Below are 21,907 nucleotides of genomic sequence, written 5' to 3' on the forward strand. Positions count from 1 at the left end.
AGATATTCGGTGGACCGAAATGTTTCGAAGCGGAGAGTAAGCGGGCGGGCCTCTTGTGAATACCCCCGCTCATATGACGGCGGGCGTATTCGGATGATCTCCGCCACGGAATTCGACCGCGTCTTTCGTGGCTAGGGAACGTTCCAGGCGGACAGGACCGGCTGTCCGTCCTCCGTGGCGAGGAAGCTCAGGGTGCCCGGGTGCGGGTGGGCGAGCAGGCGGCTCGCGGACGGGTCCAGGCCGAGCCAGCGGACGGTGAGGACGCGGGCGAGGTGGCCGTGCGCGACGACGGCGACGTCCCCCTCGTCCAGCAGCGGACGGATCCGGTCCAGCACCGCGTCCGTGCGCGCGGCCACTTCGGCGAGCCGCTCCCCGGGGTGCTCGGCGTCGCCCGGCACCACACCGTCGCGCCACAGGTCCCAGCCGGGGCGGGCCGCGCGGATCTGCTCGGCGGTCAGGCCCTCGTAGCCGCCGTAGTCCCACTCCAGCAGGTCGGGATCGGGCTCGGCGCCGGTCAGCCCGGCCAGCTCGGCCGTGCGCACCGCCCGGCTCAGCGGGCTGGTGAACACCGCGACCAGGCTGCGGCGGGCCAGCCGCGGCGCGAGCGCACCGGCCGCGGCCTCGCCCGCCGCGGTCAGCGCGACATCGGTCCGTCCGGCGTGCCGGCCCGACAGGCTCCACTCGGTCTGGCCGTGCCGGATCACCATCAGCTCACCCATGGCCGCGCACGCTACCCGATCGCGCGGCCTTCCGGCATGCGCCCGCCGCCGCCCCGGCGCATGCTGGGAGGCGGTGGCGGACGCCCTGCCCGCGGTGCCGTGCGGCCCAGGACCGGCGGATCGCGGAAACCGGGGCCTCCCGCGGAAGGGAGCAGGCCGTGCCCGCTCTGCATCTCCAGCTGACATCGTCCATGAGCCCCTCCGAGGTGATGGGGGTGCTGACCGACTTCAGCCCGGCCCGGGTCGACGAGTGGCCCTCGATCGACGCGGACCACTTCGAGGTCCACGAACGCGGCGACACCTGGGCCGAGGTGACCGAGGGCAACGAGAAGTCGTTCGAACGGGCCCGCTACGAATGGGACCCGGCCGCCCGCAAGGTCACCGTCACCACCCGCGAGTCCAAGCCCTTCGGCCCGGGCGGCTGGGTCTTCGACCTCACCCCGGACGGCGACGGCACCCGCATCGACATCGAACTCCAGCGCCACCCGACGACGCTGACGGCGAAGGTGCTGTCCACGATCATCCCCTTCGCGGGCCCGGTCTTCCGCAAGTCGTTCCGGGAGCCACTGAAGACGACTTAGGCGTTGCCGACCACGAGGCGGGTGACGCCCACGTCGATGTTGACCTTCGAGTTGGTTGAAGCTCGATGATGGCGAGGTGCCGCATTCCGAGTTGATGCCTATCGGGGTCTTCGCCCAGCACACCGGTCTGACCGCCAGCGCGTTGCGGTTCTACGCCGACTCCGGGCTGCTACCCCCTGCCGAAGTGGACCCGGTCTCCGGTTACCGCTACTACGGCACCGAACAGAGGGCACGGGCGACCGCGCTGCGTCAGCTCCGCGAGATCGCCATGCCCCTGGCTGAGGTGGAGGCGGTCCTGGAGGCTGGGGCCGACGAGGCGGCGCGGCTGCTCGACGAGCATGTCGCCAAGATCGTCGAGGATGCGGCGTCGGCACGGCAGAAGGCCGCGGTCATCAAGTCCGCGCTCGGCGCGAGCGCGCCCGGTCTGCCGATCGTCACGCTGAAGGGACCCGTACTGGCGGACGCGGTCGATCAGATCCTGACCGCGACGGCATACGGGCCGGGTATCGCGGTGCTCGCCGGCGTGCACGTCGAGGCGAGTCATGAGGCGCTCGCCCTGACGGCAACCGACCGGTACCGGCTCTCCACCCGGACCCTGGTGCCGGCACGGCCCGCACAGCAGACGTGGGCCGGCACGGTTGACGGCGACGACCTGCGGGCCGCGGTCGCCGCGGTCCGGCGCAGTGCGCTGGTCCGCATCGAGGCGGTACCGCACGGGATCTGGCTGCGCATGCCCGAACAGCAAGACCGGCACTGCCGGTTGCTGACCGAGGACTACCCAGATCACCGGCTGATGCTCGCTTCCCTGGGCGAGGTCGCCACCCGCGTGACGGTCCCGAAGGATCTTCTGCTGCGTGCCGTCGAAGAACACCTTGGTGAACATGCCGCGTTGCACATCTCCGCGCAGGCGGTGAGCGTTGGGTCCCCGAACGACGAGAGTCCCGGCGTTCGGATCCCCGCCACCGTGACGGGCCCGGCCCTCGAGATCCGGTTCGAGGTGACCACGCTCTATCCCGCCGTGAGCACGGCCATCGGCCCCGACGTGATGTTCGACCTGAGGGGACACGACCGACCTGTCACGATCCGCTCCGCCGACCGCGGCGATCTCGTCACCCTGGCCATGCCCGTCCCGTCCGACCACCCAGCCTGAGAACGACGACGAGGAACACGTCATGCCTACCGCACCCGCCGGCCCTGACCCGACCATGGAGGCCATCGGCCGGGCCGTCGCCGAAGGCCGAACGGGCAGCACACGTACCGCCCGCCGCAAGCTCCTGGACCTGTGGTCGACGATCGGCGTCACCGGCGACCCGCTGCACCGTTGCTCACTCGCCCACCACCTGGCAGATCTCTACGAAGATCCCGCGCAGGCTCTCGCCTGGGACGTGCGGGCCCTGGACGCCGCCGACGCCGTGACCGAACAGCGCGTCCAGGACCACCACGCCGGCCTCCACATCGCCGGGTTCTACCCCTCCCTCCACCTCAACCTGGCCGACGACTACCGGCGACTGGGGTCCTTCGACGCAGCCACGGAACACATCGACGCGGCCAACGAGCACGCCCCCCACCTCCCTCAGGAGGCATACGGTGCCCTCGTGCGCACCGCCCTCGACGAGGTGGCGGAGGCCATCTCCCGGCGGGACACCACCAAGCGACCCTCCGCACCCGGCCCCACCGCGTGACGCACCGGAACGGCGCCCGATGCGGGCGCAGTTGCGCCACCTGCTGGACATGGCCGCCCTCCCCGATGTCACGATCCAGGTGATGGACCTGCGTGCGCCCCCGCACCCCGGGCTGCTCGGTCTGTTCGAGGTCGTTCGCTTCCCTGGCCCGTGGCCGACCGTGGTCAGCCAGGAGAATCTGCGGGACGTGACTCCCCACAAGGAAGAGCTGTACGCCGTCGATCTGGCCGCCGCCTCGTGGCGGAAGTCGTCCTTCAGCAACGGCGGCGAGGGGTGCGTCGAGATCACCGACCTCCCCGGCGGAGGCGTCGCCCTGCGGGACTCGAAGAACCCGTCCTTCCCGGCGCTGCGGTACACCGCCGAGGAGTGGGACGCCTTCCGGAAGGGCGTGGCCGCCGGGAAGCTGTGAAGGTCGGCCCCACGGCGTGGCATCGCAGAACGGCCCTCCCCGGATGCGGGGAGGGCCGTGTGGGTGCGGGGGCTATCCGGCGCGCGGTGGGGTGGTTGCGGGGACCTCGGGGAGGGACAGGAGGCCCGCGAGGAGGGTGAACAGGGTGAGGAGCAGGACGGTGGTCGCGGGACCGGGGGAGTTCCCGACGGCGCGCCCGCCGATCAGCCACCAGAGGGGTGTGCCGGCCAGGATCAGGAGGTGGTTGCCCCTTTCGCCGAGCAGGCGCATGCCCGCCCACAGCAGGACGGGCATCGACGTCAGGCCGACGGCCAGGGCGAGCAGGGCCTCGGACCAGCCCGCGCCCATCGCGCCCGAGGCGGCCGCGGACACGTCGTCCGACCACTCCACCAGGCGGTGCCACACCGTGTAGTCGGCCGTCGCCGCCGCCGCGGACACGAGCGTTGCCTTGGTCCCGCGGACGACCACCGTACGTCTCGTCATCCGCCCATCCTCGCGCCCGCGCGCGGCGCCGTGGGACGGGGCAATGTCAGCCGATCGTCACCACGCGGGCCCAGTCGGGTGGGGGAGTGGGGTGGTAGTGGTCGGGGGTGTCCTCGGTGATGCGGGGTGGGCGGGGGAAGAGGCCGATCACCGTGCGGCAGGGCGGGGCGTGGGCGGGCCAGGGGGTCTGGCCGTCGGTGAGGGCCACGATCACGTCGGGGGAGGGGTGGGCGCGCAGGGCGCGGGTGAAGCCCTCGCGCAGGTCCGTGCCGCCGCCGCCGATCAGCGGGATGTCGTGGGTGGTGGTGAGGGGGCGGACGGCGGCGGCCGCCGCGTCGCACGCGAGGACGCCGACGAGGTCGCGGCGGCCGCCCACCGCCGCGGAGATCGCCGCGATCTCCAGCAGGGCGCTGCCCAGTTCGGCGTCGCTCACCGACCCCGAGGTGTCCACGATCACGCGCACCCGCGGCGGCGTACGGCGCAGGCTCGGCAGCACCGCGCCCGGCACGCTCGCCGAGCGCCGGCCGGGGCGGCCGTACGTGTAGTCCCCGCCCGTACCGCCGCTCGCCGCCGCGGCCCGTACCGCCGCGCCGAGCAACTGCCGCCAGGGCTGCGGCGGATGGAAGGCCTCCTCCGCCCACCGCTGCCAGCCCTCCGGTACGTCACCGGGGCGGCCCTTGATGCCCTCGGCGACCCGGAAGCGCACCGCGTCCCGCTCGTGCGGCTTCAACTTCCAGGAGCCGCCCGGCCCGAGGTCCCACGCCCGGCCGTGGCCGTCCACGCCGCTGCCGCAGTCCAGCCACTTCAGGCCGCCGGTACGCGGCCCGAGACGGATCTTGCCCAGGTACTCCTCCATCAGCAGACCGGGCTGGAGCCCGAACCACCCCGGGGTGACCGCCCCTTCGGGGAAGGGGAGGCCGTCGCCGAAGGCGTCGTCGTTGATCTCGCAGTCCGCGGCGATGTTGCGGCGCAGCCGCTCGGCCGGGCCGTGCTCGTCGTGCTCGCGCGCGTACCGGTCGCCGCGGCCCTGGTGGTCGCGCAGCAGGTGCGACACCTCGTGCACCCACACCGACGCCAGCTCCTCGACGGGCGTCGCGGCCACGAAGGCGGGGGCCGCATAGCAGCGCCAGTACGGGTCCACCGCCATCGTCGGCACCCGCAGGGACGGCACGATGTGCAGCGCGAAGAGCGCGCTCGCGAGGTACGGGCGGGCGCGGGCGGCCAGCAGACGGGCCGCGTAGAGCTTGTCGAGGTCGAGCGTGGGCGGCGGCTCGTCCGCGGGGGCGGGCGGCGCGGGCAGTTCGGTCCGCCCCGGCGTACGGCGCGGCATGAGGCGGGGGGTGGGGCGCGGCTCCCCCGCAGACGGGCGCGGGTCCGTGCTCATCGGGCGGCACCCGCCTTCGCCGCCGTACGGGCCGCGGCCGCCGAGGCCTGGCGGGAGATCGTGAACGCCCCGCTCAGCCGGTCGATCGCGGCGGGGACGTCCCAGTCCTCGCGGCGCAGCGCCGCCAGCGTCTTCGCGGGCACCACCACCAGGTCGGGCGCGCCCGTGTCCAGGGCCCGCACCAGCAGTGCCCACGCCGCGTCCCAGCGCGCCCGGGTCGGACGGGAGTGCACGGCGGTCACCACCGCCTCCAGCGCCGCCTGCCGCAGGTCACCCCGCTCCGGCAGCTCCGCGGTGGCCGGGTCGGCGAGCAGCGTCTCGGGGTCGGGCAGCTCCATCCGGTCGATGGCGGCGAGGAGTTCCAGCCCGGGGCCGTCGCCGACCGTGCCGCGCGCCAGCAGCGCGAGCACCTCGCGCGGCGAATCCGCGGCCGTCGCGAACGCCACCAGCCGCAGCGTCATCTCCCAACTCCGGGGCGAGGGCCACGCACCGCCCCTGCGCGTCTCCGACGCCGGGAGCTGGTGCACGAGTTTGGGCCGCGCCCGCAGGAAGCCCGTCACCGCCCGTCGGGCGAACTCGACGGCCTCCGCGAGGCGTTGCGGATCCAGCTCGGGCAGCGCAGCGCGCGGCCACACCCCGCCCAGACCGCGCACGACGACATCGTGCTCGTGCGTCCACTGCAGATGCACGAAACGGTTCGCCAGCGGCGGGCTCAGCTCCCAGCCGTCCGCCGCCGACGAACGCGGATTGGCCGCCGCCACGATCCGTACACCGGGCGGCAGTTGGAGCGCGCCGATGCGGCGCTCCAGCACCAGCCGCAGCAGGGCCGCCTGCACGGCGGGCGGCGCGGTGGACAGCTCGTCCAGGAAGAGCAGGCCGCGTCCCGCGCGGACCAGCCGCACCGCCCAGTCGGGCGGGGCCATCGGCACGCCCTGCACGGCCGGGTCGTCCCCGACGACGGGCAGCCCGGCGAAGTCCGACGGCTCGTGGACGCTTGCGATCACCGTCGTGAGCGGCAGATCCAGCGCGGCGGCGAGCTGCGTCAGCGCGGCGGTCTTCCCGATGCCGGGGGCTCCCCACAGCAGGACGGGGAGGTCGGCGGCGACGGCGAGGGTCAGGGCGGACAGCTGGTCGTTGGGACGGTGCTCGGTGCGGGTCGCGCTGAGCAGCGCGAGGAGTTCCCCGGCGACGCCGAGCTGGTCCCTGGCGGGGGCGGTGGGGCTTTCAACGGTCATAGGTCACCTTTGCGTTCGAGGTCGAGGCGTTCGGCCTGGTCGGCCGGACACGATGGAGCTTGCGGTCGCCCTGCCGGGCGGGCTTCCCGGTGCGGCGGGGGGCACCCGTTTTTCCGGCCGCGCGGAGAGTGCGCCTGCCGGGCGGGGCACCCGTTTCCGGCCGCGCGGGGAGTGCGGCTGCCGCGCCGGGCACCCCCAGGGGCTGCGTGGGGGTACCTCCCAGGCGAAGCTCTGGGGGGAGAACTGCGCGCTCAGCCCACCACCGGCCGGTGGTCCGGAGCGGACCGAACTGCCCCTTCGGGCCGGTGACGACCCGCGCCACCGTCGTGGCTGGTCGCGCAGTTCCCCGCGCCCCTAAAAACGGATGCCCCGCGCGGCACGCGCAGCCCGAGAACGGGTCCCCCCGCGCCGCACGCGCAGCCCGAGAACGAGTGCCCCGCGCAGCCCGAGAACGGGTGCCCCGCGCGGCAGCGCGAGCTGCCCACCCGCGCGCTGGCGGGAAAACGGTCACCCCTCGCGGCAGCGAAGAGCTTGCGGGCCCCGCGGGGCAGAGATACGGGTCCAGCCGGGGGGGCGGGTCAGTGGGTGGCGGCGTGGCGGGGGTGGGAGGTGAAGTCGGTGCGGCGGCGCCGCTCCTCGCGGGTGAAGGGGGCGAACGCCCGCCGTCCGGGCGCGGGCCCGGGCGTGGCGAGGCCCGAGCGGTAGAGCCCGTGGTCGATCCGACCACGGGCCGCCGCTTCGAGCGCGTCCCGCAACCCCCCTTCGCCGAGCCGCGCCGCAGGCCCGAGCAGCGCTTCGACCTCGGCGAGCGCGCCGCGGACGTCGCCGTGCGCGAGGCGGGCGCGGACGTCCGGGAGGCTCTCCGGGTGGCGGTGGGCGAGTGCGATGGCCTGGAAGCACGGCAGCGGGGGTCCGTTGAGTTCGGCGAGCAGCGCCTCCCTGCGGACTTCCTCGCCGTCGTGGTCCAGCGCGGTGAGGACACCGCCGACCAGGCCGATGCGGTGCCGCGCCCCCCGGCAGTCGACGTACCGGGGTCCGGCCGCGCCCGGCGGGCCGCCCGGAGGTCCCGCCGCCCGCGCGCGGCCGGGCGCGAGGGCGGCGGCGACCAGCGGGTGCAGCTCCTCCGGTGCGATCAGCCCCGCCGTGAGGAGCGCGAGGTCGGGCGGGATCCAGGTCGCCGCGTCGGGCAGCACGGGCAGTGCGCGCGGCTCACCGTGTGCGGTGGCGGGGCCGAGGCAGCCCCCGCATCCGGCGCGGCAACCCCCCTCCCCGGCAGGGGTGTCGCATCGGTACGCCCCCTCCGCGTACCGTGCGGCGATCCGGGGCGGGGCGCCCGGCGGGGTGTGGATCTCCAGGACGAGCCGCCGCCCGCGCCCGAGCCGTACGGCGACGGCCCCGCCGTCCGGGGAGCCTTCGGCGTGCAGCAGCCGGGCGGCCTCGTCTGCCCACCGTGGTACGGCGGCCCAGTCGTCGGGGCTGTCCGGGGCGGGGTGGGCGCGGGGGTCCCACCCGCGGGTCACGCCGGAGCGTTCGCGCAGCTCGTGTGCCCTTTCCGCGTCCCATACGTGGCGGTGCAGGTCGAGCCGGAAGCGGCGGTCGGGGCGGGCGTGCGGGTGGGTGCCCCAGGAGGGGGCGGGGGTGCGGGTCAGGTCGCGGGTGCCGTCGTGGAGCGCGAGCTGGACGCGCTGGCGGCCGGCCGCCCGTGCGGGCGGTGTGCGGGCGACGAGGTGGAGTGCTCCCTCCGCGGTGGGGTAGCGCGCGAGGGCGAGGGTCACGCCGGGGCGGAGCAGCCCGTCCGGGCTGGTCCTGGGCATGTGCCAGCGCAGCAGGTCGGGCGCCAGCCGCCGCAGGTCCAGGCGGACGCGGGCGGCGAGTTCGCGGCCGTGCGTTCGGGCGAGGGAGCGGGGGGTGAAGTCGACGTCGAAGCCCGCAGCGGCGCAGGCTCCCGCCCAGTCGCCGGCGTGGCGGCGGGCGGTCGCGGTGTCGATCATCGGGAGCGGCACGGCGTAACGCCGCACGTGCAGCCACACGGAAAGCCGGGTCTCCGGATTCGCGGATCGAGCCGTGCCCTCGAAGGCGGCGGGCTCGAAGGTCTGAGTGCCCATCAGCACTCACCTTGCGCGAATCGGGCCCCCGTTCTGAAAACAGAAGGAGTAGTCATCGCGCTCACCATAAGCGAGCGTGCCGCGCGATGTCACCCCCTCGCGGGGGTGCGCGGAATCAGGCGATGCGGGCCCGTACCGCCCGCCGGATGCTCCAGCTGACCCGCCCCTGGTCCAGCTCGAAGGTAAGGTCGGCGGCGCCGGTGAGGAGTAACTGCCGTTCGGTGGCGCGGTGCAGGGTGTCGATCCAGCCCCAGATGGGGTGGTCCTCGGGTGCGCTCGCGCCGTACGTGCGGGCCTGGATGCGTATCCAGGACACCGCGCGGTCCGCGCACTCCACGGGCAGCTGGACGCGGCGGTGCTGGTGGTCCGCGCCGCTGAAGACGTGGTCGATGACGTAGGCCGGCGGCGGTACCGGGTACGCGAACATGCCGTCTTCCACCGTCACCACTCCTGTCCCGGCCAGGGCGCGGCGGTCGGCCCGAGGGTCGCCGCCGTGCCCGCGGCGCCCCCGTGCGCCCGGCGTTGCGTGAGTCACACACGTCACTATCGTGCCGCGGAGCGCATCGCGCAATGCGCTTCCTGATAATTTCATCCTGCGTCCGATCGACCTGGTGTTCTCATCAACTGTGTGTGACACTCGGCTTGTTGACGGATGGTCAGCAAGGTGTGAGCAACCAGGACAACCAGCCCTCGGGGCCCGGTCAGGGGGACGTGTGAGCGAGGAGCGGCCGGCCGCCGCGGGCGGCCCCAGTGCCCCCACCGTGCTGCGCATGATCCTCAGCCGCCGGTTGCAGGAGCGCCGCCAGGAGGCGGGCCTGTCGCTGGAGCAGGCCGCCCGGTCGCTGCGGGTGACCCCGCTCACCATCCGCCGCCTGGAGAAGGCGGAGGTCGCGCTCAAGCCGCTCTACGTCGAGAAGCTGCTCCAGACGTACGGGGCCGGGCCGCGTGAGATCGAGGAGTTCTGCGCGCTCGCCGAGCAGGCCAACGAGCCCGGCTGGTGGTATCCGTACCGCGATGTGCTGCCCGGCTGGTTCAAGGCGTACGTGAGCCTGGAGACCGGCGCGCGGGCGCTGCGCACGTACGAGCCGCACTACGTCACCGGACTGCTCCAGACGCCCGACTACGTGCACGCGTGCCTGCGCGGCGGATTCCCCCACGAGTCCGAGGAGGCGCTCGCCCAGCGCGTCGAACTCCGGCTGCGCCGGCAGAGTCTGCTGGAGCGGGAGGACGCGCCCACGCTGTGGGTCGTCATGGAGGAGGCGGTGCTGCACCGCCAGGTCGGCGGCGCCGCGATCATGCGCGCGCAGATCGAGCGGCTGCTGGAGGCCAACGAACTCCCGCACGTCAGCGTCGACATCGTGCCCTTCAGCGCGGGCGCGCACGTCGGCGCCTGCGCGCCCTTCACGTACTTCCGGTTCGCCGAGCCCGAACTCCCCGACATCGTCTACAGCGAGATCCTGTCGGCCGCCGTCTACCTCGACCAGCGCGCCGACGTCTCGACGCATCTCGAAGCGCACAACCGGCTCTCCCTGCTCACCTCCACCCGGGAGAGCACCGCGCTGCTCAACCGCATGCGGAAGGAGTACTCATGACCCCCACCGACTCCCGCGGCCCCGCCTCGGAGGACCGTCCGGAGATCACCGACCTCGCCGTCATCCGGAGCGGCATGCCCGCCCGTGAACTCGGCGACCACGGCTGGGAATGCCCGTGGAGCGGCCCGAACGGCGGGCAGTGCGTGGAGCTCAAGCAACTCCCCGACGGACGTGTCGCGTTGCGCCAGTCCACCGACCCGGCGGGCCCCGCGCTCGTCTACACCCCGGACGAGATCCGCGCGTTCGTGCGCGGCGTCAAGGACGGGCTCGCCGACCACTTCGCCGCGTGACGGCTCCCTCCGGCAGGAGGGCCGCGGACGCCTGACCGAAAGGACCACCATGAGCACGCCCGGGGCCGAACCGGTGATCGACACCAGCCGCCCGCACTCCGCCCGCATGTACGACCACTACCTGGGCGGCAAGGACCACTTCGAGGCCGACCGGCAGGCCGCCGAGGCCATCGCCGGGGTCTTCCCCGGCATCGGCACCTGCGCGCGCGAGCTGCGGTTCTTCATGCACCGGGCCACCCGGGTGCTCGCCCGTGAGCACGGCATCCGCCAGTGGCTCGACGTCGGCACGGGCATACCCACCGAGCCCAACCTGCACCAGATCGCGCAGTCCGTCGCCCCCGAGGCCCGCGTCGTCTACGCCGACAACGACCCGCTCGTCCTGAAGTACGCCGAGCGGCTGATGCGTACGGCGCCGGGCGGCCGCACCGCGTACGTCCACGCGGATCTGCGCGACCCGAACGCGCTGCTCAAGTCCCCCGAGGTGACCGACGTCCTGGACCTCGGCAAGCCGGTGGCGCTGTCGCTCAACGCGATCCTGCACTTCGTGCCCGACGACCAGGACCCGTACGGCCTCGTCTCCCGCTTCGTCGACGCGCTCCCCTCCGGCAGCGCGCTCGCCCTCAGCCACAGCACGCCGGAGTTCGCCCCCGAGGCATGGGCGCGCATCGAGGAGATCTACCTCCAGGGCGGCACCCCCGGCCAGGTCCGCACCCTGGAGGAGGGGCAGCGCTTCTTCGAGGGCCTGGACCTCATCGAGCCGGGCATCGCCATGGTCCACACCTGGCGCCCCGACCCGGAGGACGGTCCGCGCGTCGCCGCGCTCACGAACACCGAGGTCTCCGCGTGGGGCGGCGTCGCGATCAAGCCGTGAGCGCACGGGGGCGGTCGGCGCCCCCGCCGCTCAACCCGCCTGCGCGGCGGACTTCTTACGGGCCCGGTACGCGGCGGCCTTCACGCGGTTGCCGCACGACTCCATGCCGCACCAGTGCCGCCGCATGCCGTGCGAGCGGTCCACGTAGATCCGTGTGCACTCCGGATTGCCGCACTCCTTCAGCAGCGGCACGTCCGGTCCGCTGAGCAGCTCGACCGCCTGCCGGGCCACGGTCGACAGCGCCTCGGCGGGCGCCGCCGCCGTCCACCGGCCCGCGGGCGTCAGCTGCGGCGCGGCGGCGGCTTCGCGGGCCGCCGCGTTCAGCGTCGCGAGGGCGTCCGCGCCGTACGGCTCGTCCCGGCGCCGGGCGCCCACCAGCGCGTAGATCGCCTCGCGGACCTCGCGGGCGCGGACCAGGTCCGCGGGCCCGCTCGGTGTGACGGCGTCCACGACACCCGACTCCACGTACCAGGCGTCGAGGCGGTCGGGCGAGACCAGCGCCTCGAACCGCAGGGTGCGGCGGGCGCGGAGGGTGGCGGCGAAGTCCAGGGCGGGGCTGCCGCAGACGAAGACATGGGTGAGGTCCACGTCACCAGTCTGGGGGGTGAGCCGCCGCGCCGCAACCATGCCCGCCCCTGGGGGCGGGCCGGGGTCAGTCGCCGGCCACCACCAGGCGGTAGCCGTAGTCCATGGCGGGGCGGTCGAGGAGATCGGCGTGGCGGCGGTGCCATGCGCCGGAGTCGAGGTCGTCCTGGAGTCGGGACATCGCGGGTTCCACGACCGCGGGCGACATCGTCGCGAACGTCGAGTTCGCGCGGCGCACCGCGGGGTCGAGGTAGCGCTCGGGGCGGCGCCAGTACGCCGCCTGGAAGCCGTCCGTGAAGTCGTGGGGGACGGGGAAGGGCAGGACGGTGTGCGCGCCGAGCGCGGCGGCGACCTCCGCGACGGGCGTGAAGCGGGCGAACTCCATCGCGCGGATCTCGGGGACGTACTCGTCGATGAGCCACAGCCGCGGCTCGTGCGCGGGGTCCCATGTGAAGACGACCTGGCGGCGGGAGACGCGCCGCAGTTCGGCGAGTCCGCGGGCGAGGTCGGGCCAGTGGTGGACTGTCATGACGGCCATCGCCGCGTCGAACGCGCCGTCCGCGAAGGGCAGTTCGGTCGCGCCCGCCCTGACCTTGCGGCGGCCGGGGTGCTGGTCGAGCATCACCTGCGAGGGCTCGACGGCGGTCACCGCCGCGTGCTGCGGCTCGTAGGAGCCCGCGCCCGCACCGACGTTGACGACCGTCTCCGCGCCCTTGAGGGTCGTGCTGATCAGGGCGTGCAGCCGGGGGTCGGGGCGGCGGACGTCGCGGTAGCCGACGCCGATGCTGTCGTAGACCGGGGGAGTCGCAGGTGTCATCCCCCGAGTCCATCAGGACCCGGGGGCCGAAGCCAGAGTTTCACGGTGGCCGAATGGTGCCCGCCACTGGCGAACCGTTTCGTGTGCGGCGGGGGTCAGAGGCCCAGGTCGAGGGCGAGGCAGTTGAAGGAGATGAGGGAGCCCGCCGCGTTGTACGCGTCGCGAGCCGGATCCCGCGGCTCGACCTGCTCCTGGACCATGTCCGCGAACCGTACGCGCTCGGGCAGGTGGCCGAACCGCGCCTGCCGGGCCGCCGCCGAGGCCTGCTCCCCCTGTGCTCCCTCCCCGTCGTGGGCCTGCCGTACGACCTTCACGCTCACCGCAGTGCTCGTCACCGTGCTCATCGCGGGCCTCCGCTCAGTGGTCCTGGCTGTGCCGTACCTCACGTTCCCACCACCTGCGTCACCTGTCAAGCCGGTGACGCGAATCGGCGGGCGGATCAGCACGGGTTCGCGACGCCGCCGAGCAGATTGCGGACGAGTGTGTCGGCGAAGGCGCGGTCCAGCGGGCGGGCGGGCAGCAGCAGACGGTGGTAGCAGGCGCCCCACAGCTGGTCGACGAGGCTCTCCAGGTCGGTGCCGGGCCGCAGCTGCCCGGCCCGCAGGGCGCCGCCCAGCCGCTCGACGGCGAGGGCGCGGCGCGGCCGCGTGTAGTGCTCGTCGAGGGCGGCGGCGAGGTCCGGGTCGGTCTGCGCGGCGCCGACGAGCTGGGCGATGACGGGGCCGCTGCCCTCCCGGGTGAGCAGGTCGACGAAGGCGTGCAGCTGGGCGGTGAGGTCGGCGGCGAGGTCGCCGGTGTCGGCGAAGGCGAGGGTCTCCTCGGTCGCGGCGAAATAGGCGTCGAGGGCGAGCGCGCCGGGGGAGGGCCACCACTTGTACAGCGTCATCTTGCTGGCCCCGGCGCGCGCGGCCACCTTCTCGAAGGTGATGTCGCGCAGGCCGCTCTCGCGCAGCATCGCGGCCGTCGCGGTGAGCACGGCGGCGCGGACCTCGGCGGCGGGCCGGCGCCCGCGCCCGGGCCGCGCGGGACGCCCGGCGGCGTGCGGGTCGGCGGCGCTGTCGGAGGGGCCGCCGGACGGGCCGCCGGAAGGGCCGCCGGGGTGGCCGCCGGACAAGCCGTCGTCGGGGTGGACGTCGTGCGGACGGTCGGGCATGGCGGGCCTCCCGGGGGCTGGTCCTGGTTGCATTATATGGACGATCAGTCTACATTTCTTGATGTGGACGGACAGTCCACAAAAGCAGTGGACCACCGTGCGAGCCAGAGGAGACCGCCATGACCACCACACCCGAGAGCAACGCCACCGGCAGCCGGGTCGCGCTCGTCACCGGAGGCTCGGGCGGTATCGGCCGGGCCGTCGCCGAGCGGCTGGCCGCCGACGGGCAGTCCGTCGTCCTGCTCTACGGCGGCGGCACGCGACGCGCCGCCGAGGCGCTCGCCGCCGTCGAGAAGGCCGCGGCCGCCGCGGGCCGCGGCGGGAAGGCGCTCGCGCTGGCCGCCGACATCGCCGACGAGACGGAGATGGCCGCCGTCTTCGACCGCGTCGAGCGGGAGCTGGGCGGGATCGACGTCGTCGTGAACACCGCGGGCGTCATGCTCCTCGCGCCCGTCGCGGAGCTGGACCTCGCCGACCTGGACCGTATGCACCGGGTCAACATCCGCGGCACCTTCGTCGTCTCCCAGCTCGCCGCGCGGCGGCTGCGGGCGGGCGGCGCGCTCGTCAACTTCTCGACCTCCGTGACGCGGCTCCAGCAGCCCGGATACGCCGCCTACGCCGCGGCCAAGGGGGCGGTCGAGGCGATGACGCTGATCCTCGCGCGCGAACTGCGCGGGCGGGACGTCACCGTCAACACCGTCGCCCCCGGGCCCACCGCGACCCCGCTCTTCCTGGAGGGCAAGCCGCAGGAGCTGGTCGACCACATCGCGGGCCTCAACCCGATGCAGCGGCTGGGCAGCCCCGAGGACATCGCCGACTCCGTGTCCTTCCTGGCCGGCCCGCACGGACGCTGGACCAACGGGCAGACGCTGTACGTCAACGGCGGCGCCGCATAAGGGCGTTCGCGGTCTGCCGAACGGGCGGGGCACCCCACGGACGGGTGCCCCGCCCGTCCCCGCGCGCCCGGCCGCCACGATGCGGACGGGCGTTGACGGTGTACAGGACAAGCAGTTAGCTTGCTCGGCATGCAGCGGCCCTACCTGCGCACCCTCACGACCCGCGGTCACGTCGACCTCATGCGGGTCTGCTCTGCTGCCTGTCGTCCCTGCTGAGCGCTTCCGCTCGCGTCGAGGACGCCTGAACCACGCCGCTCCTTCCCTGCGATGACGCACGGCCGCCCGCGGGCCGCCGTGCGGTGACGGCGCGCGTCCCGACGCATTCGTCGACCGCGTAAGTCCCCCCTTCCGTCCGGGTGTTCGCCGCCTCGCGCGCGCCGCCCGGCGGATCCGCCATGCCCGGAGGAGTCCCATGTCCGTGAAGTCCTGGTCCCGTCACGCCGTTTCCGCCGCCGCCCTGGCCGCGCTCGCCGCCGTGCTGCCGGTGAACGGCGCCGCCGCCGCATCCGGTACGACGGCGGGCGCGCTGCCGCTGCCACCGCTCGACGTCCTGACCGCGAAGCCCGGCACCGCGAGCGGCGACCTGTTCGTGGCCCCCTACGGAGGCGACGGCACATATGCGAGCGGCGTGGAGATCCTCAGCCACGACGGGCGGCACACCGTGTGGTCGCACGCGGTGCCCGCGGGGCAGACCGCCGCCGACTTCCGCAAGCAGACCTACCACGGCAAGCCCGTCCTTACCTGGTGGCAGGGCACCGGCCTCGGCGGTGTCGCGCAGGGCGTCGACTACGTCTACGACGACCACTACCGCAAGATCGCCGAGGTCCGCACGGGCAACGGCTACTCCGCCGACGGGCACGAGTTCCTCATCACACGGCGCGACACCGCGCTGATCCTCGCCTACGGCGTCGCGACCGCCGACCTCACCTCGCTCGGCGGCTCCGACCACCAGAAGGTCATCGACGGCGTCGTGCAGGAGGTCGACATCCGCACCGGCAAGGTGCTCTTCGAGTGGAACAGCGCCGACCACGTGCCGTACTCCGAGAGCCGCCAGCCGCTGCCCGCCTCCCCCGACACCCCGTGGGACTGGTTCCACATCAACGCCGTCAAGCCCGACACGGGCGGCAACCTGATCGTCGACTCCCGCAACACCTGGGCCGCGTACGAGATCTCCGGCCGCACCGGCGCGGTGCAGTGGCAACTGGGCGGCAAGAGCAGCGACTTCGCCCTCAAGGCCGCCCCCGGCCAGGTGCTGAACACCAAAGACGCCATCGTCGCCTGGCAGCACGACCCGGAGCCGCTGGGCGGCGGCCGCTACAGCTTCTTCGACAACGAGTCCGCGGGCATCGCCAACACCGGCACGGGCGCGGTCGACGAACTGCCCTACAGCCGCGCGGTCACCGTCCAGCTCGACTTCCGCAGGCACACCGCCACGCTCGTCGCCTCCGACGACCAGCCCTCCGGCCTCGTCGCCTCCTCGCAGGGCAACGCCCAGCCCCTGCCGACCGGCGGCCGCCTCGTCGGCTGGGGCGCCCAGCCGTACGTCTCGGAGTTCGGCCGCACCGGCGACCTGCGCTTCAACGCCCAGTGGCCGAACGGCGTGATCAGCTACCGGGCGTACCGCTTCGACTGGAAGTGACCCGCGCGGCACACACCGGCGCCCGCCCCCGACCGCACGTCCGGGGGCGGGCGCCTCGCCGCCTTCCTAGACCGCGGGCGCGGGCTCGCGCAGCCGGTCCCGGAGCAGGGGCAGCAGGGCGTCGCCCACGCGGGCGATCTCGGAGCGGTAGGGGGTGTCGGACAGGACGAAGTGCGTGACGCCCAGGTCCGCGTAGGCGCGCAGGGCCGAGGCGACCTCGTCGGCGGAGCCGACGAGCCAGGTGGTGCCCGCGCCGCCGCCGCCGAAGCGGCCCGGGGCGGTGTACAGGCAGGTGTCCAGCACCTCGCCGCGCTCGGCCAGGTCGTGCAGGCGCTGCTGGCCGACCGCGCGGCGGCGCTGGGCGGTGAACGTCGCGTCGTCGCCCTGCTTCTCGGCCATCGCCGCGACCTTCGCCTCCGCCTCGCGCCAGGCCTCCTCGGAGGTGTCGCGCACGAGCGTGGTGATCCGCAGCCCGAACTCCAGCGGGGCGTGCCGCCGTTCCACCTCGGACGTCAACTCGCGCAGCCGGGCGATGCGTTCGGCGACACCGTCCAGCGGCTCGCCCCAGAAGAGCTGGACGTCCGCCTCGGCGGCCGACACCCGTTCGGCGGCGGCGGAGGCTCCGCCGAAGTAGAGCCGCGGGGTGCGGCCCCGGTCGGCGCCGTGCGGGCGCGGGCGGACGGTGGAGCCCTCGACGCGGAAGAAGTCGCCGGTGAAGGTGACGTCCTCCTCCGTCCACAACCGCCGGACGAGCTGGAGGAATTCGCGGGTGCGGTCGTAACGGCGGGCCTGGTCGGTCTGGCCGTCGCCGTACGCCGCCGCGTTGTCGAGGCCGCTGACGATGTTGACCAGCAGCCGTCCGCCGCTGAGCCGGTCCAGGGTCGCGGCGGCGCTCGCGAAGTGCGCGGGCTGCCAGTAGCCGGGCCGGATCGCCACGAGCGGCTGGAAGGTGGTGGTGCGGGCGGCGAGCGCGGTCGCGACGGTGAAGGTGTCCGGCCGCCCCCACCCCGTGCCGAGCAGCGCGCCGCCCCACCCGTGCGCCTCGGCGGCGAGCGCCAGCTCGGTGGAGTAGTCCAGGGTGCCCCACCCGGTCGTCGTGTCGTCGCCGCGGTGGCCCGGCTCGACGGTGTTGGGGATGTACCAGAGGAATTCGTGAGCCATTTCCGGGACTCCGATACGTAAAAAGGGCGGCGGGCATTCGCGTACGCCGCCGGGATTCGGCCGTGCGGGAATTGCGCCCAGCGCGGGACCGGCCGTCGATCCGGCGGCACGCCGAAGCCGCGTCCTCGGTGAAGACGCAGGTGGGGCCCGGTGGGCGGGAGAGAGGACGCGACGCGCTCGGCGGGTGGCGGGAATCAGCGCGTGGCGGGGAAAAGAGGAAGGGGCGCTGTGCGCGTCAGCGCGGACACAGCGCGCTCGCCGACCGCAGAAGGTCGACGTGGCGGCGCGAAACCAGCCTCATGCCTGTGTGCACACCGGAAATGTAATCGACGGGCCGGATGTCTGGCAATGCTCCCCGAGCCTTTCCGGATTCCGCCCCTCCGCCCGGCCCGGGACGGAACCCCCGCTCACCGCGTCCCGCTCACAGCCCGGTGACCGAACTGGCCGCCGTGATGTCGTAGGCGAGGGCGATCTCCTCCCGGGCGCCCGCCGGGAGGGTCAGGGTCCAGCGGGCGACGCCCTCGGCGTCGAGGGTGTCGGGGGCGGGGGTGGTGTCGGCGGAGCGCAGCGCGACCTCGACCGCGGAGACCTCGGAGACCGGGACGCGCTCGCGCAGGGTGATGGTGCGGTCGGGGGTGCCGGGGGCCGCGTCGAGGCGGGAGACGAAGAGGCGGACGCGCCGGGTCACCACGGTGCGCTGGTTGATCGCGGCCAGGCCCGTGGTGTCGCGGCTCTCCTCGGTGTGCCGGACCACCCGGAAGGTGTCCTCGCTGCCGAAGGCGATCGTGAACTCCTCGCCCGCGGCGGTGAATTCGAGCGTGCCGCGGCCCGTGAAGCCGCTGCCGCGCACCAGGTCGACGGGACCGGCGAGCAGCACGTGCCCGGCCTGGTTGACGAGCCGGGCGACCGTCACGACGAGCGGGGACAGCTCGGGCGCGCAGGTGTGCTCGACCTCGCAGGGGGCGGTGAAGGACGTCAGGTGCACGCGGTGCGGGCGGCCGTCGGACGGGACGCTCACCGGGTGCGGGGCGTGCAGCACCCGCACGTCGCCGCCGTCGTTCAGGCCGGGCAGCGCGGTGGGCCCGGCGGGGGCGCCGACCCGGCGGATCTCCTCCTCGCGCAGATCCACCTCGACCGTGCGCCGCTCCTCGGCCGAGCGGTCCCGCAACGTCAGGACGTCGTCGGCGAGTTCGGGCGGGCTCGCGGCGAGGGTGGGGCGCGCGGTGGACAGCGTGAGCCGCACGCCGGACCAGTCCTCGCCGGTGTCCTGCCACACGAAGGCGTCGGTCTCCAGCCGTACGGTGTGCGGCTGCGGCCCCGGCTGGGAGGTGAGCGTCGCCCGGTAGCCGGGCCGCCACAGCGCGCACGGCACCAGCGCGGACACCCGCAGCTCCGCGGCGCCGGGAGCGTCCGCCTCGACGACCAGCTCCAGGTGCGCCGCGAGGGTGTCCTGCGTGCTCTCGTACACGCTCAACGCAAGGCGTGCCTCGCGCAGTTCGGACTCGATGTCGTGCCGGCGGCGGCGCAGCTTGTGCAGTTCGGCGAGCCGTGGCTCGGCCTCGCTCTCGACGCGGTCCAGCCGGTCCGCCCAGCGCTCGGGGTCGGCGTCGCCGCCGCCCGCGCCCTGCGTGATGTCCCGGTAGAGGTCCGTCCTGGCCTGGGCGACGACCGCGAGGGCGCTCTCCAGCCGCTGCCCCAGCAGCTTGGCGTCGGCCAGCTCCTCCTCCAGGGCGTGCACCTCGCGGCGCAGCGCGGAGGCGTCCGGGCCGGGTTCACCGGGCGGGAGGGGCGCGTAGCGGCGTACGACCCGGGCGTCCACGACGCGCGCGCCGACGCCCTCGTCGGTCGCGGTGACGTCGGCGCGCAGCGAGCGGTCGACGGTCAGCGGGGTGACCGGGCCGATCCGCAACCGGCTGACGCCCGCGGGCAGTTCGACGCGTCCGGTGCGCTGGACCTGCGCGCGGTCCTCCATGCACGTGACGGCCGTGATCGGCAGCGCGGTCATGCCGGGACCGGATGCGGCGGGCGTGGTCCCGGGCCGGGACGGGTCCTCGTGCACGGTCAGTTCCTCCTGTTGCCGCCGACGACGGCCTTGCCCGCGGGCAGGCGTATCGCGTAACCGCCGCTGAGAGTCGTGGTGCCGCCCGGCTCCAGCTCGACGTGCCAGGTGCGTACACCGGCCGCCCAGCTCTCCTCCTGGCCCTCCACCGGGGCGGTGGCCGCCTGCCACGGCGGGACGGCCTTGTGCTCGTCGATCCGCACGTCCTTGTCGGCGGACACCGGCACGCGCTCGCGTATCCGGACGGCGACCGGGTACGGCAGCCGGTTGGCGACGTCGATCTCCACGGTGTGGTCCAGCACCGTCGTGCCGCCGCGCAGCCCCGCCGTCGACTCGCGCATGTGTGTGCGGCGCGCGACCTTCACGCTCTCCGCGACGCCCAGCCCCACCGACTGCCGCTGCCCCGGTGCGAGCGTCGGCAGCGGCGCGGTCAGCACGAAGTCGCCGTCCACCAGGACGTCCACCGGGCCGGCGAGCAGCGCGTGCGCCGAGGTGTTCGTCAGCCACACCGTGCTGAAGACCGCGGGGTCCTCGGACGGCACCGACACGTACACGAAGTCGGCGGTCACCGGGATCTCGTTGACCGGCACGGTGTGCCAGCGGCCGTCCGCGGCGACGTCGGCGGGCGCGGCGGTGTCGAAGCGGTAGTCGAACGAGCCGGCCGACGTGCGCACGTCCACCGCGTGGGCGGGGCGGGCGAGCCCGGCGACCCGGTCCGCGCGGCCGCGGTACTCGCTGCCGACCGCGCCGAGCGCGGGGGACGACGGCTGGAGCGTGCCGCGCTGCTCCTCGGCGGACTCCGGGCCCGCGAGGGTCAGCCGGGCGTAGTCGAGCAGGTCCGCACCCGGCGCGGCCGGGCCGGTCGGCGGCGCTACGGGCTCCGCCTGCGGGGCCCCGTAGCCGTCCGCGGCGCCGGCCCCGGCGGGCGCGAAGCCGCGGCTCACCCGGGAGCGGGCCATGGGCGCCGCCGCCGGGGCCATCGGGCGCGGGGGTCCGCCGGGCGCGGGCGGGGGCGGCGGGGGCAGGGGCGCCGCGGACACGGCGATCGGCGCGCCGAAGGCGAGGTCGTCCTCGGTCTCCTCCCCCTCCTCCGCGTAGCCGTACCCGCCCACCTCGGCGGCCGCGGCCCCGATCGTCGCGGGCGGCGCACCAGCGGTACGGGGGCGGCGGGCCGCGTCGTAGCCCGCGAACAACTCGCCCAGCCCCGGGGGCGGTTCGCGCCAGCTCAGCCCGGCGGGGGGCGCCTGCCGCCGGCCGATCCGCAGCGAGCGCAGCTCGGGCAGGTCGGTGCGGCGCAGCAGGTCCGCGGTGGACAGCGCGAGCCGCACGCCGGTCCAGTCCTCGCCGGTCCGCTGCGCGACCATCGCCCGCAGCACGAGCCCGCCCGCACCGCTGCGCCCGTCCAGCCGCAGCTGGTAGACGGGCACCCAGCACGCGCCGGGCACCTGGTACTCGACGTCCAGCTCGACCTCCACCCCGTCGCCGGGGCCGCCCGCGTCCGGCTCGGCGCCGTCGCCCGCGGGAGAGACCGTGGTGCCGTCACCGGGGGAGCCGTCGTCCGACGACGGGCCCGCGTCGCCGCCGCCCCGGGTCAGCGTCACGTACGCCGTCGCCGTGGGGGTGGTACGGGAGTGGTCCTCGGCGGTGGAGGTCTCCGCCAGGCGGTGCAGGAGGACGTCCACCGCGTGGTCGGCGTCCCGTTCCTCCTGCTCGGCGGCGCGCAGCCGCCGGTGGAGGGTGGTGAGGCGGGCGTCGACGAAGCTCGCGAGGGCGAGGATGGACTCGACGGGGGCCCAGCGGGGCGGGTCGCCGCGGCGCGGGGCCGGGGGCTCGGCGCGCAGCGCGGCGGTCTCGGCGATCTCGGTCCGCAGGCGCGCGGTGCGCTCCCGCAGCCTGCTCTGCCGGTCCTCCGCGTCCTCCAGGTCCAGCCGCAGCCGGGGGAGTTCGTCGCCGCGGCGCAGCGTCGCGCCGTGGCCGACGCGGATGTCGGCGACGCGTATCTCCTCGTCCGCACTGACGCGGCACCGCAGGGACTGCTCCAGCAGGGCGGGGGAGAAGCCGGTGACGCGTACGGTCACGGGTCCGTCGCCGGGCGGCAGCGTGAGACGGGCGCGGCGCGTGCAGACGGCGCCCGCCGCGTACACCACGACCGATGTGAGGGCGGACGGGACCGCGGGTCCGTCCGCCTGCCACTCGCGCGTGCCGGCGCCCACCGTGCCTCCCCTTCCGGCCGGTGCGCCGCCCGG

At 74.6% G+C, this 21,907-nt stretch carries 23 protein-coding genes; 9 read left to right on the forward strand and 14 right to left on the reverse strand.

The features are described 5' to 3' along the window. Nucleotides 1-131: 131 nt before the first annotated feature. Nucleotides 132-719, reverse strand: a complete 588-nt coding sequence (locus tag ACH4PY_RS05890; RefSeq protein WP_398176374.1) for a histidine phosphatase family protein — start codon at nt 717-719, stop codon at nt 132-134. A 158-nt stretch (nt 720-877) separates the two neighbouring features. Between ACH4PY_RS05890 and ACH4PY_RS05895 the strand changes: the two genes are divergently transcribed. The 4 genes from ACH4PY_RS05895 to ACH4PY_RS05910 all read left to right on the forward strand — a co-directional run bounded on the left by ACH4PY_RS05895 (nt 878) and on the right by ACH4PY_RS05910 (nt 3,391). Further along, nucleotides 878-1,300 (forward strand): hypothetical protein, encoded by a 423-nt coding sequence (locus ACH4PY_RS05895; RefSeq protein ID WP_398176376.1) that lies wholly within the window; start codon nt 878-880, stop codon nt 1,298-1,300. Nucleotides 1,301-1,376: 76 nt separating this feature from the next. Beyond that, nucleotides 1,377-2,450: a MerR family transcriptional regulator gene (locus ACH4PY_RS05900; protein WP_398177576.1), complete on the forward strand. Its 1,074-nt coding sequence runs from the start codon at nt 1,377-1,379 to the stop codon at nt 2,448-2,450. A gap of 22 nt (nt 2,451-2,472) precedes the next feature. Then, nucleotides 2,473-2,982, forward strand: coding sequence for a hypothetical protein (locus tag ACH4PY_RS05905; RefSeq protein ID WP_398176378.1), 510 nt, complete (start codon nt 2,473-2,475; stop codon nt 2,980-2,982). 19 nt (nt 2,983-3,001) lie between these two features. Further along, entirely contained in the window at nt 3,002-3,391 is a 390-nt protein-coding gene (locus ACH4PY_RS05910; RefSeq protein ID WP_398176380.1) for a Scr1 family TA system antitoxin-like transcriptional regulator, read from the forward strand. Nucleotides 3,392-3,463: 72 nt separating this feature from the next. Here ACH4PY_RS05910 and ACH4PY_RS05915 read toward each other — a convergent pair whose 3' ends face one another. The 5 genes from ACH4PY_RS05915 to ACH4PY_RS05935 all read right to left on the reverse strand — a co-directional run bounded on the left by ACH4PY_RS05915 (nt 3,464) and on the right by ACH4PY_RS05935 (nt 9,037). After that, entirely contained in the window at nt 3,464-3,874 is a 411-nt protein-coding gene (locus ACH4PY_RS05915) for a hypothetical protein (protein ID WP_398176382.1), read from the reverse strand. Nucleotides 3,875-3,920: 46 nt separating this feature from the next. Then, nucleotides 3,921-5,204, reverse strand: coding sequence for a VWA-like domain-containing protein (locus ACH4PY_RS05920; protein WP_398176384.1), 1,284 nt, complete (start codon nt 5,202-5,204; stop codon nt 3,921-3,923). Between the two features lie 50 nt (nt 5,205-5,254). Next, nucleotides 5,255-6,493 (reverse strand): AAA family ATPase, encoded by a 1,239-nt coding sequence (locus tag ACH4PY_RS05925; RefSeq protein ID WP_398176386.1) that lies wholly within the window; start codon nt 6,491-6,493, stop codon nt 5,255-5,257. Between the two features lie 578 nt (nt 6,494-7,071). Next, entirely contained in the window at nt 7,072-8,598 is a 1,527-nt protein-coding gene (locus tag ACH4PY_RS05930; protein ID WP_398176388.1) for a hypothetical protein, read from the reverse strand. Nucleotides 8,599-8,713: 115 nt separating this feature from the next. Continuing rightward, nucleotides 8,714-9,037 carry a hypothetical protein gene (locus ACH4PY_RS05935; protein WP_398176390.1) on the reverse strand — a complete coding sequence of 108 codons (324 nt, stop codon included), beginning with the start codon at nt 9,035-9,037 and terminating at the stop codon, nt 8,714-8,716. 331 nt (nt 9,038-9,368) lie between these two features. Here ACH4PY_RS05935 and ACH4PY_RS05940 point away from each other — a divergent pair, with 331 nt between their 5' ends. The 3 genes from ACH4PY_RS05940 (at nt 9,369) to ACH4PY_RS05950 (ending at nt 11,351) form a co-directional block, all read left to right on the forward strand. Continuing rightward, the gene (locus tag ACH4PY_RS05940; protein WP_398177579.1) at nt 9,369-10,190 is read left to right on the forward strand and encodes a helix-turn-helix transcriptional regulator; all 822 of its coding nucleotides are present in this window, start codon (nt 9,369-9,371) and stop codon (nt 10,188-10,190) included. A gap of 74 nt (nt 10,191-10,264) precedes the next feature. Beyond that, nucleotides 10,265-10,480, forward strand: coding sequence for a DUF397 domain-containing protein (locus tag ACH4PY_RS05945; RefSeq protein ID WP_031515947.1), 216 nt, complete (start codon nt 10,265-10,267; stop codon nt 10,478-10,480). 49 nt (nt 10,481-10,529) lie between these two features. Further along, nucleotides 10,530-11,351, forward strand: coding sequence for an SAM-dependent methyltransferase (locus tag ACH4PY_RS05950; protein WP_398176392.1), 822 nt, complete (start codon nt 10,530-10,532; stop codon nt 11,349-11,351). A 30-nt stretch (nt 11,352-11,381) separates the two neighbouring features. Here the strand turns inward: ACH4PY_RS05950 and ACH4PY_RS05955 are convergent, their stop codons facing one another. The 4 genes from ACH4PY_RS05955 to ACH4PY_RS05970 all read right to left on the reverse strand — a co-directional run bounded on the left by ACH4PY_RS05955 (nt 11,382) and on the right by ACH4PY_RS05970 (nt 13,906). Beyond that, complete coding sequence (locus tag ACH4PY_RS05955) at nt 11,382-11,939, reverse strand: CGNR zinc finger domain-containing protein (protein ID WP_398176394.1); 558 nt, start codon at nt 11,937-11,939, stop codon at nt 11,382-11,384. Between the two features lie 64 nt (nt 11,940-12,003). After that, nucleotides 12,004-12,753, reverse strand: a complete 750-nt coding sequence (locus ACH4PY_RS05960) for a class I SAM-dependent methyltransferase (RefSeq protein WP_398176396.1) — start codon at nt 12,751-12,753, stop codon at nt 12,004-12,006. Between the two features lie 95 nt (nt 12,754-12,848). Beyond that, on the reverse strand, nt 12,849-13,097 hold the full coding sequence (locus ACH4PY_RS05965; RefSeq protein WP_398176398.1) for a hypothetical protein: 249 nt from the start codon (nt 13,095-13,097) through the stop codon (nt 12,849-12,851). A gap of 95 nt (nt 13,098-13,192) precedes the next feature. Beyond that, nucleotides 13,193-13,906, reverse strand: coding sequence for a TetR-like C-terminal domain-containing protein (locus ACH4PY_RS05970; RefSeq protein ID WP_398176400.1), 714 nt, complete (start codon nt 13,904-13,906; stop codon nt 13,193-13,195). Nucleotides 13,907-14,025: 119 nt separating this feature from the next. On the opposite strand from ACH4PY_RS05970, the gene ACH4PY_RS05975 reads away from it, so the two are divergent. Together ACH4PY_RS05975 and ACH4PY_RS05980 are read left to right on the forward strand one after the other, a co-directional pair. Next, entirely contained in the window at nt 14,026-14,802 is a 777-nt protein-coding gene (locus tag ACH4PY_RS05975) for an SDR family oxidoreductase (protein ID WP_398176402.1), read from the forward strand. 412 nt (nt 14,803-15,214) lie between these two features. Beyond that, entirely contained in the window at nt 15,215-16,441 is a 1,227-nt protein-coding gene (locus tag ACH4PY_RS05980) for an arylsulfotransferase family protein (protein WP_398176404.1), read from the forward strand. A 66-nt stretch (nt 16,442-16,507) separates the two neighbouring features. Here the strand turns inward: ACH4PY_RS05980 and ACH4PY_RS05985 are convergent, their stop codons facing one another. The 4 genes from ACH4PY_RS05985 to ACH4PY_RS06000 form a co-directional block, all read right to left on the reverse strand. Beyond that, nucleotides 16,508-17,602, reverse strand: a complete 1,095-nt coding sequence (locus ACH4PY_RS05985; protein ID WP_398176406.1) for an LLM class flavin-dependent oxidoreductase — start codon at nt 17,600-17,602, stop codon at nt 16,508-16,510. A gap of 235 nt (nt 17,603-17,837) precedes the next feature. Then, complete coding sequence (locus ACH4PY_RS05990) at nt 17,838-17,903, reverse strand: putative leader peptide (protein WP_324607789.1); 66 nt, start codon at nt 17,901-17,903, stop codon at nt 17,838-17,840. 120 nt (nt 17,904-18,023) lie between these two features. Next, nucleotides 18,024-19,661, reverse strand: coding sequence for a mucoidy inhibitor MuiA family protein (locus ACH4PY_RS05995; protein ID WP_398176408.1), 1,638 nt, complete (start codon nt 19,659-19,661; stop codon nt 18,024-18,026). A 2-nt stretch (nt 19,662-19,663) separates the two neighbouring features. Continuing rightward, on the reverse strand, nt 19,664-21,874 hold the full coding sequence (locus ACH4PY_RS06000; protein ID WP_398176410.1) for a DUF4139 domain-containing protein: 2,211 nt from the start codon (nt 21,872-21,874) through the stop codon (nt 19,664-19,666). Between the last annotated feature and the right edge of the window lie 33 nt (nt 21,875-21,907).

Source organism: Streptomyces sp. NPDC021224 (assembly GCF_044332905.1).
Classification (GTDB): domain Bacteria; phylum Actinomycetota; class Actinomycetes; order Streptomycetales; family Streptomycetaceae; genus Actinacidiphila.

Bases quoted from the DNA above. Each gene is read 5' to 3' on its own strand.
- ACH4PY_RS05890 (WP_398176374.1), bottom strand. From the start codon at position 719: ATGGGTGAGCTGATGGTGATCCGGCACGGCCAGACCGAGTGGAGCCTG.
- ACH4PY_RS05905 (WP_398176378.1), top strand. From the start codon at position 2,473: ATGCCTACCGCACCCGCCGGCCCTGACCCGACCATGGAGGCCATCGGC.
- ACH4PY_RS05910 (WP_398176380.1), top strand. From the start codon at position 3,002: ATGCGGGCGCAGTTGCGCCACCTGCTGGACATGGCCGCCCTCCCCGAT.
- ACH4PY_RS05915 (WP_398176382.1), bottom strand. From the start codon at position 3,874: ATGACGAGACGTACGGTGGTCGTCCGCGGGACCAAGGCAACGCTCGTG.
- ACH4PY_RS05920 (WP_398176384.1), bottom strand. From the start codon at position 5,204: ATGCCGCGCCGTACGCCGGGGCGGACCGAACTGCCCGCGCCGCCCGCC.
- ACH4PY_RS05925 (WP_398176386.1), bottom strand. From the start codon at position 6,493: ATGACCGTTGAAAGCCCCACCGCCCCCGCCAGGGACCAGCTCGGCGTC.
- ACH4PY_RS05930 (WP_398176388.1), bottom strand. From the start codon at position 8,598: ATGGGCACTCAGACCTTCGAGCCCGCCGCCTTCGAGGGCACGGCTCGA.
- ACH4PY_RS05940 (WP_398177579.1), top strand. From the start codon at position 9,369: ATGATCCTCAGCCGCCGGTTGCAGGAGCGCCGCCAGGAGGCGGGCCTG.
- ACH4PY_RS05945 (WP_031515947.1), top strand. From the start codon at position 10,265: ATGCCCGCCCGTGAACTCGGCGACCACGGCTGGGAATGCCCGTGGAGC.
- ACH4PY_RS05950 (WP_398176392.1), top strand. From the start codon at position 10,530: ATGAGCACGCCCGGGGCCGAACCGGTGATCGACACCAGCCGCCCGCAC.
- ACH4PY_RS05960 (WP_398176396.1), bottom strand. From the start codon at position 12,753: ATGACACCTGCGACTCCCCCGGTCTACGACAGCATCGGCGTCGGCTAC.
- ACH4PY_RS05965 (WP_398176398.1), bottom strand. From the start codon at position 13,097: ATGAGCACGGTGACGAGCACTGCGGTGAGCGTGAAGGTCGTACGGCAG.
- ACH4PY_RS05970 (WP_398176400.1), bottom strand. From the start codon at position 13,906: ATGCCCGACCGTCCGCACGACGTCCACCCCGACGACGGCTTGTCCGGC.
- ACH4PY_RS05975 (WP_398176402.1), top strand. From the start codon at position 14,026: ATGACCACCACACCCGAGAGCAACGCCACCGGCAGCCGGGTCGCGCTC.
- ACH4PY_RS05980 (WP_398176404.1), top strand. From the start codon at position 15,215: ATGTCCGTGAAGTCCTGGTCCCGTCACGCCGTTTCCGCCGCCGCCCTG.
- ACH4PY_RS05985 (WP_398176406.1), bottom strand. From the start codon at position 17,602: ATGGCTCACGAATTCCTCTGGTACATCCCCAACACCGTCGAGCCGGGC.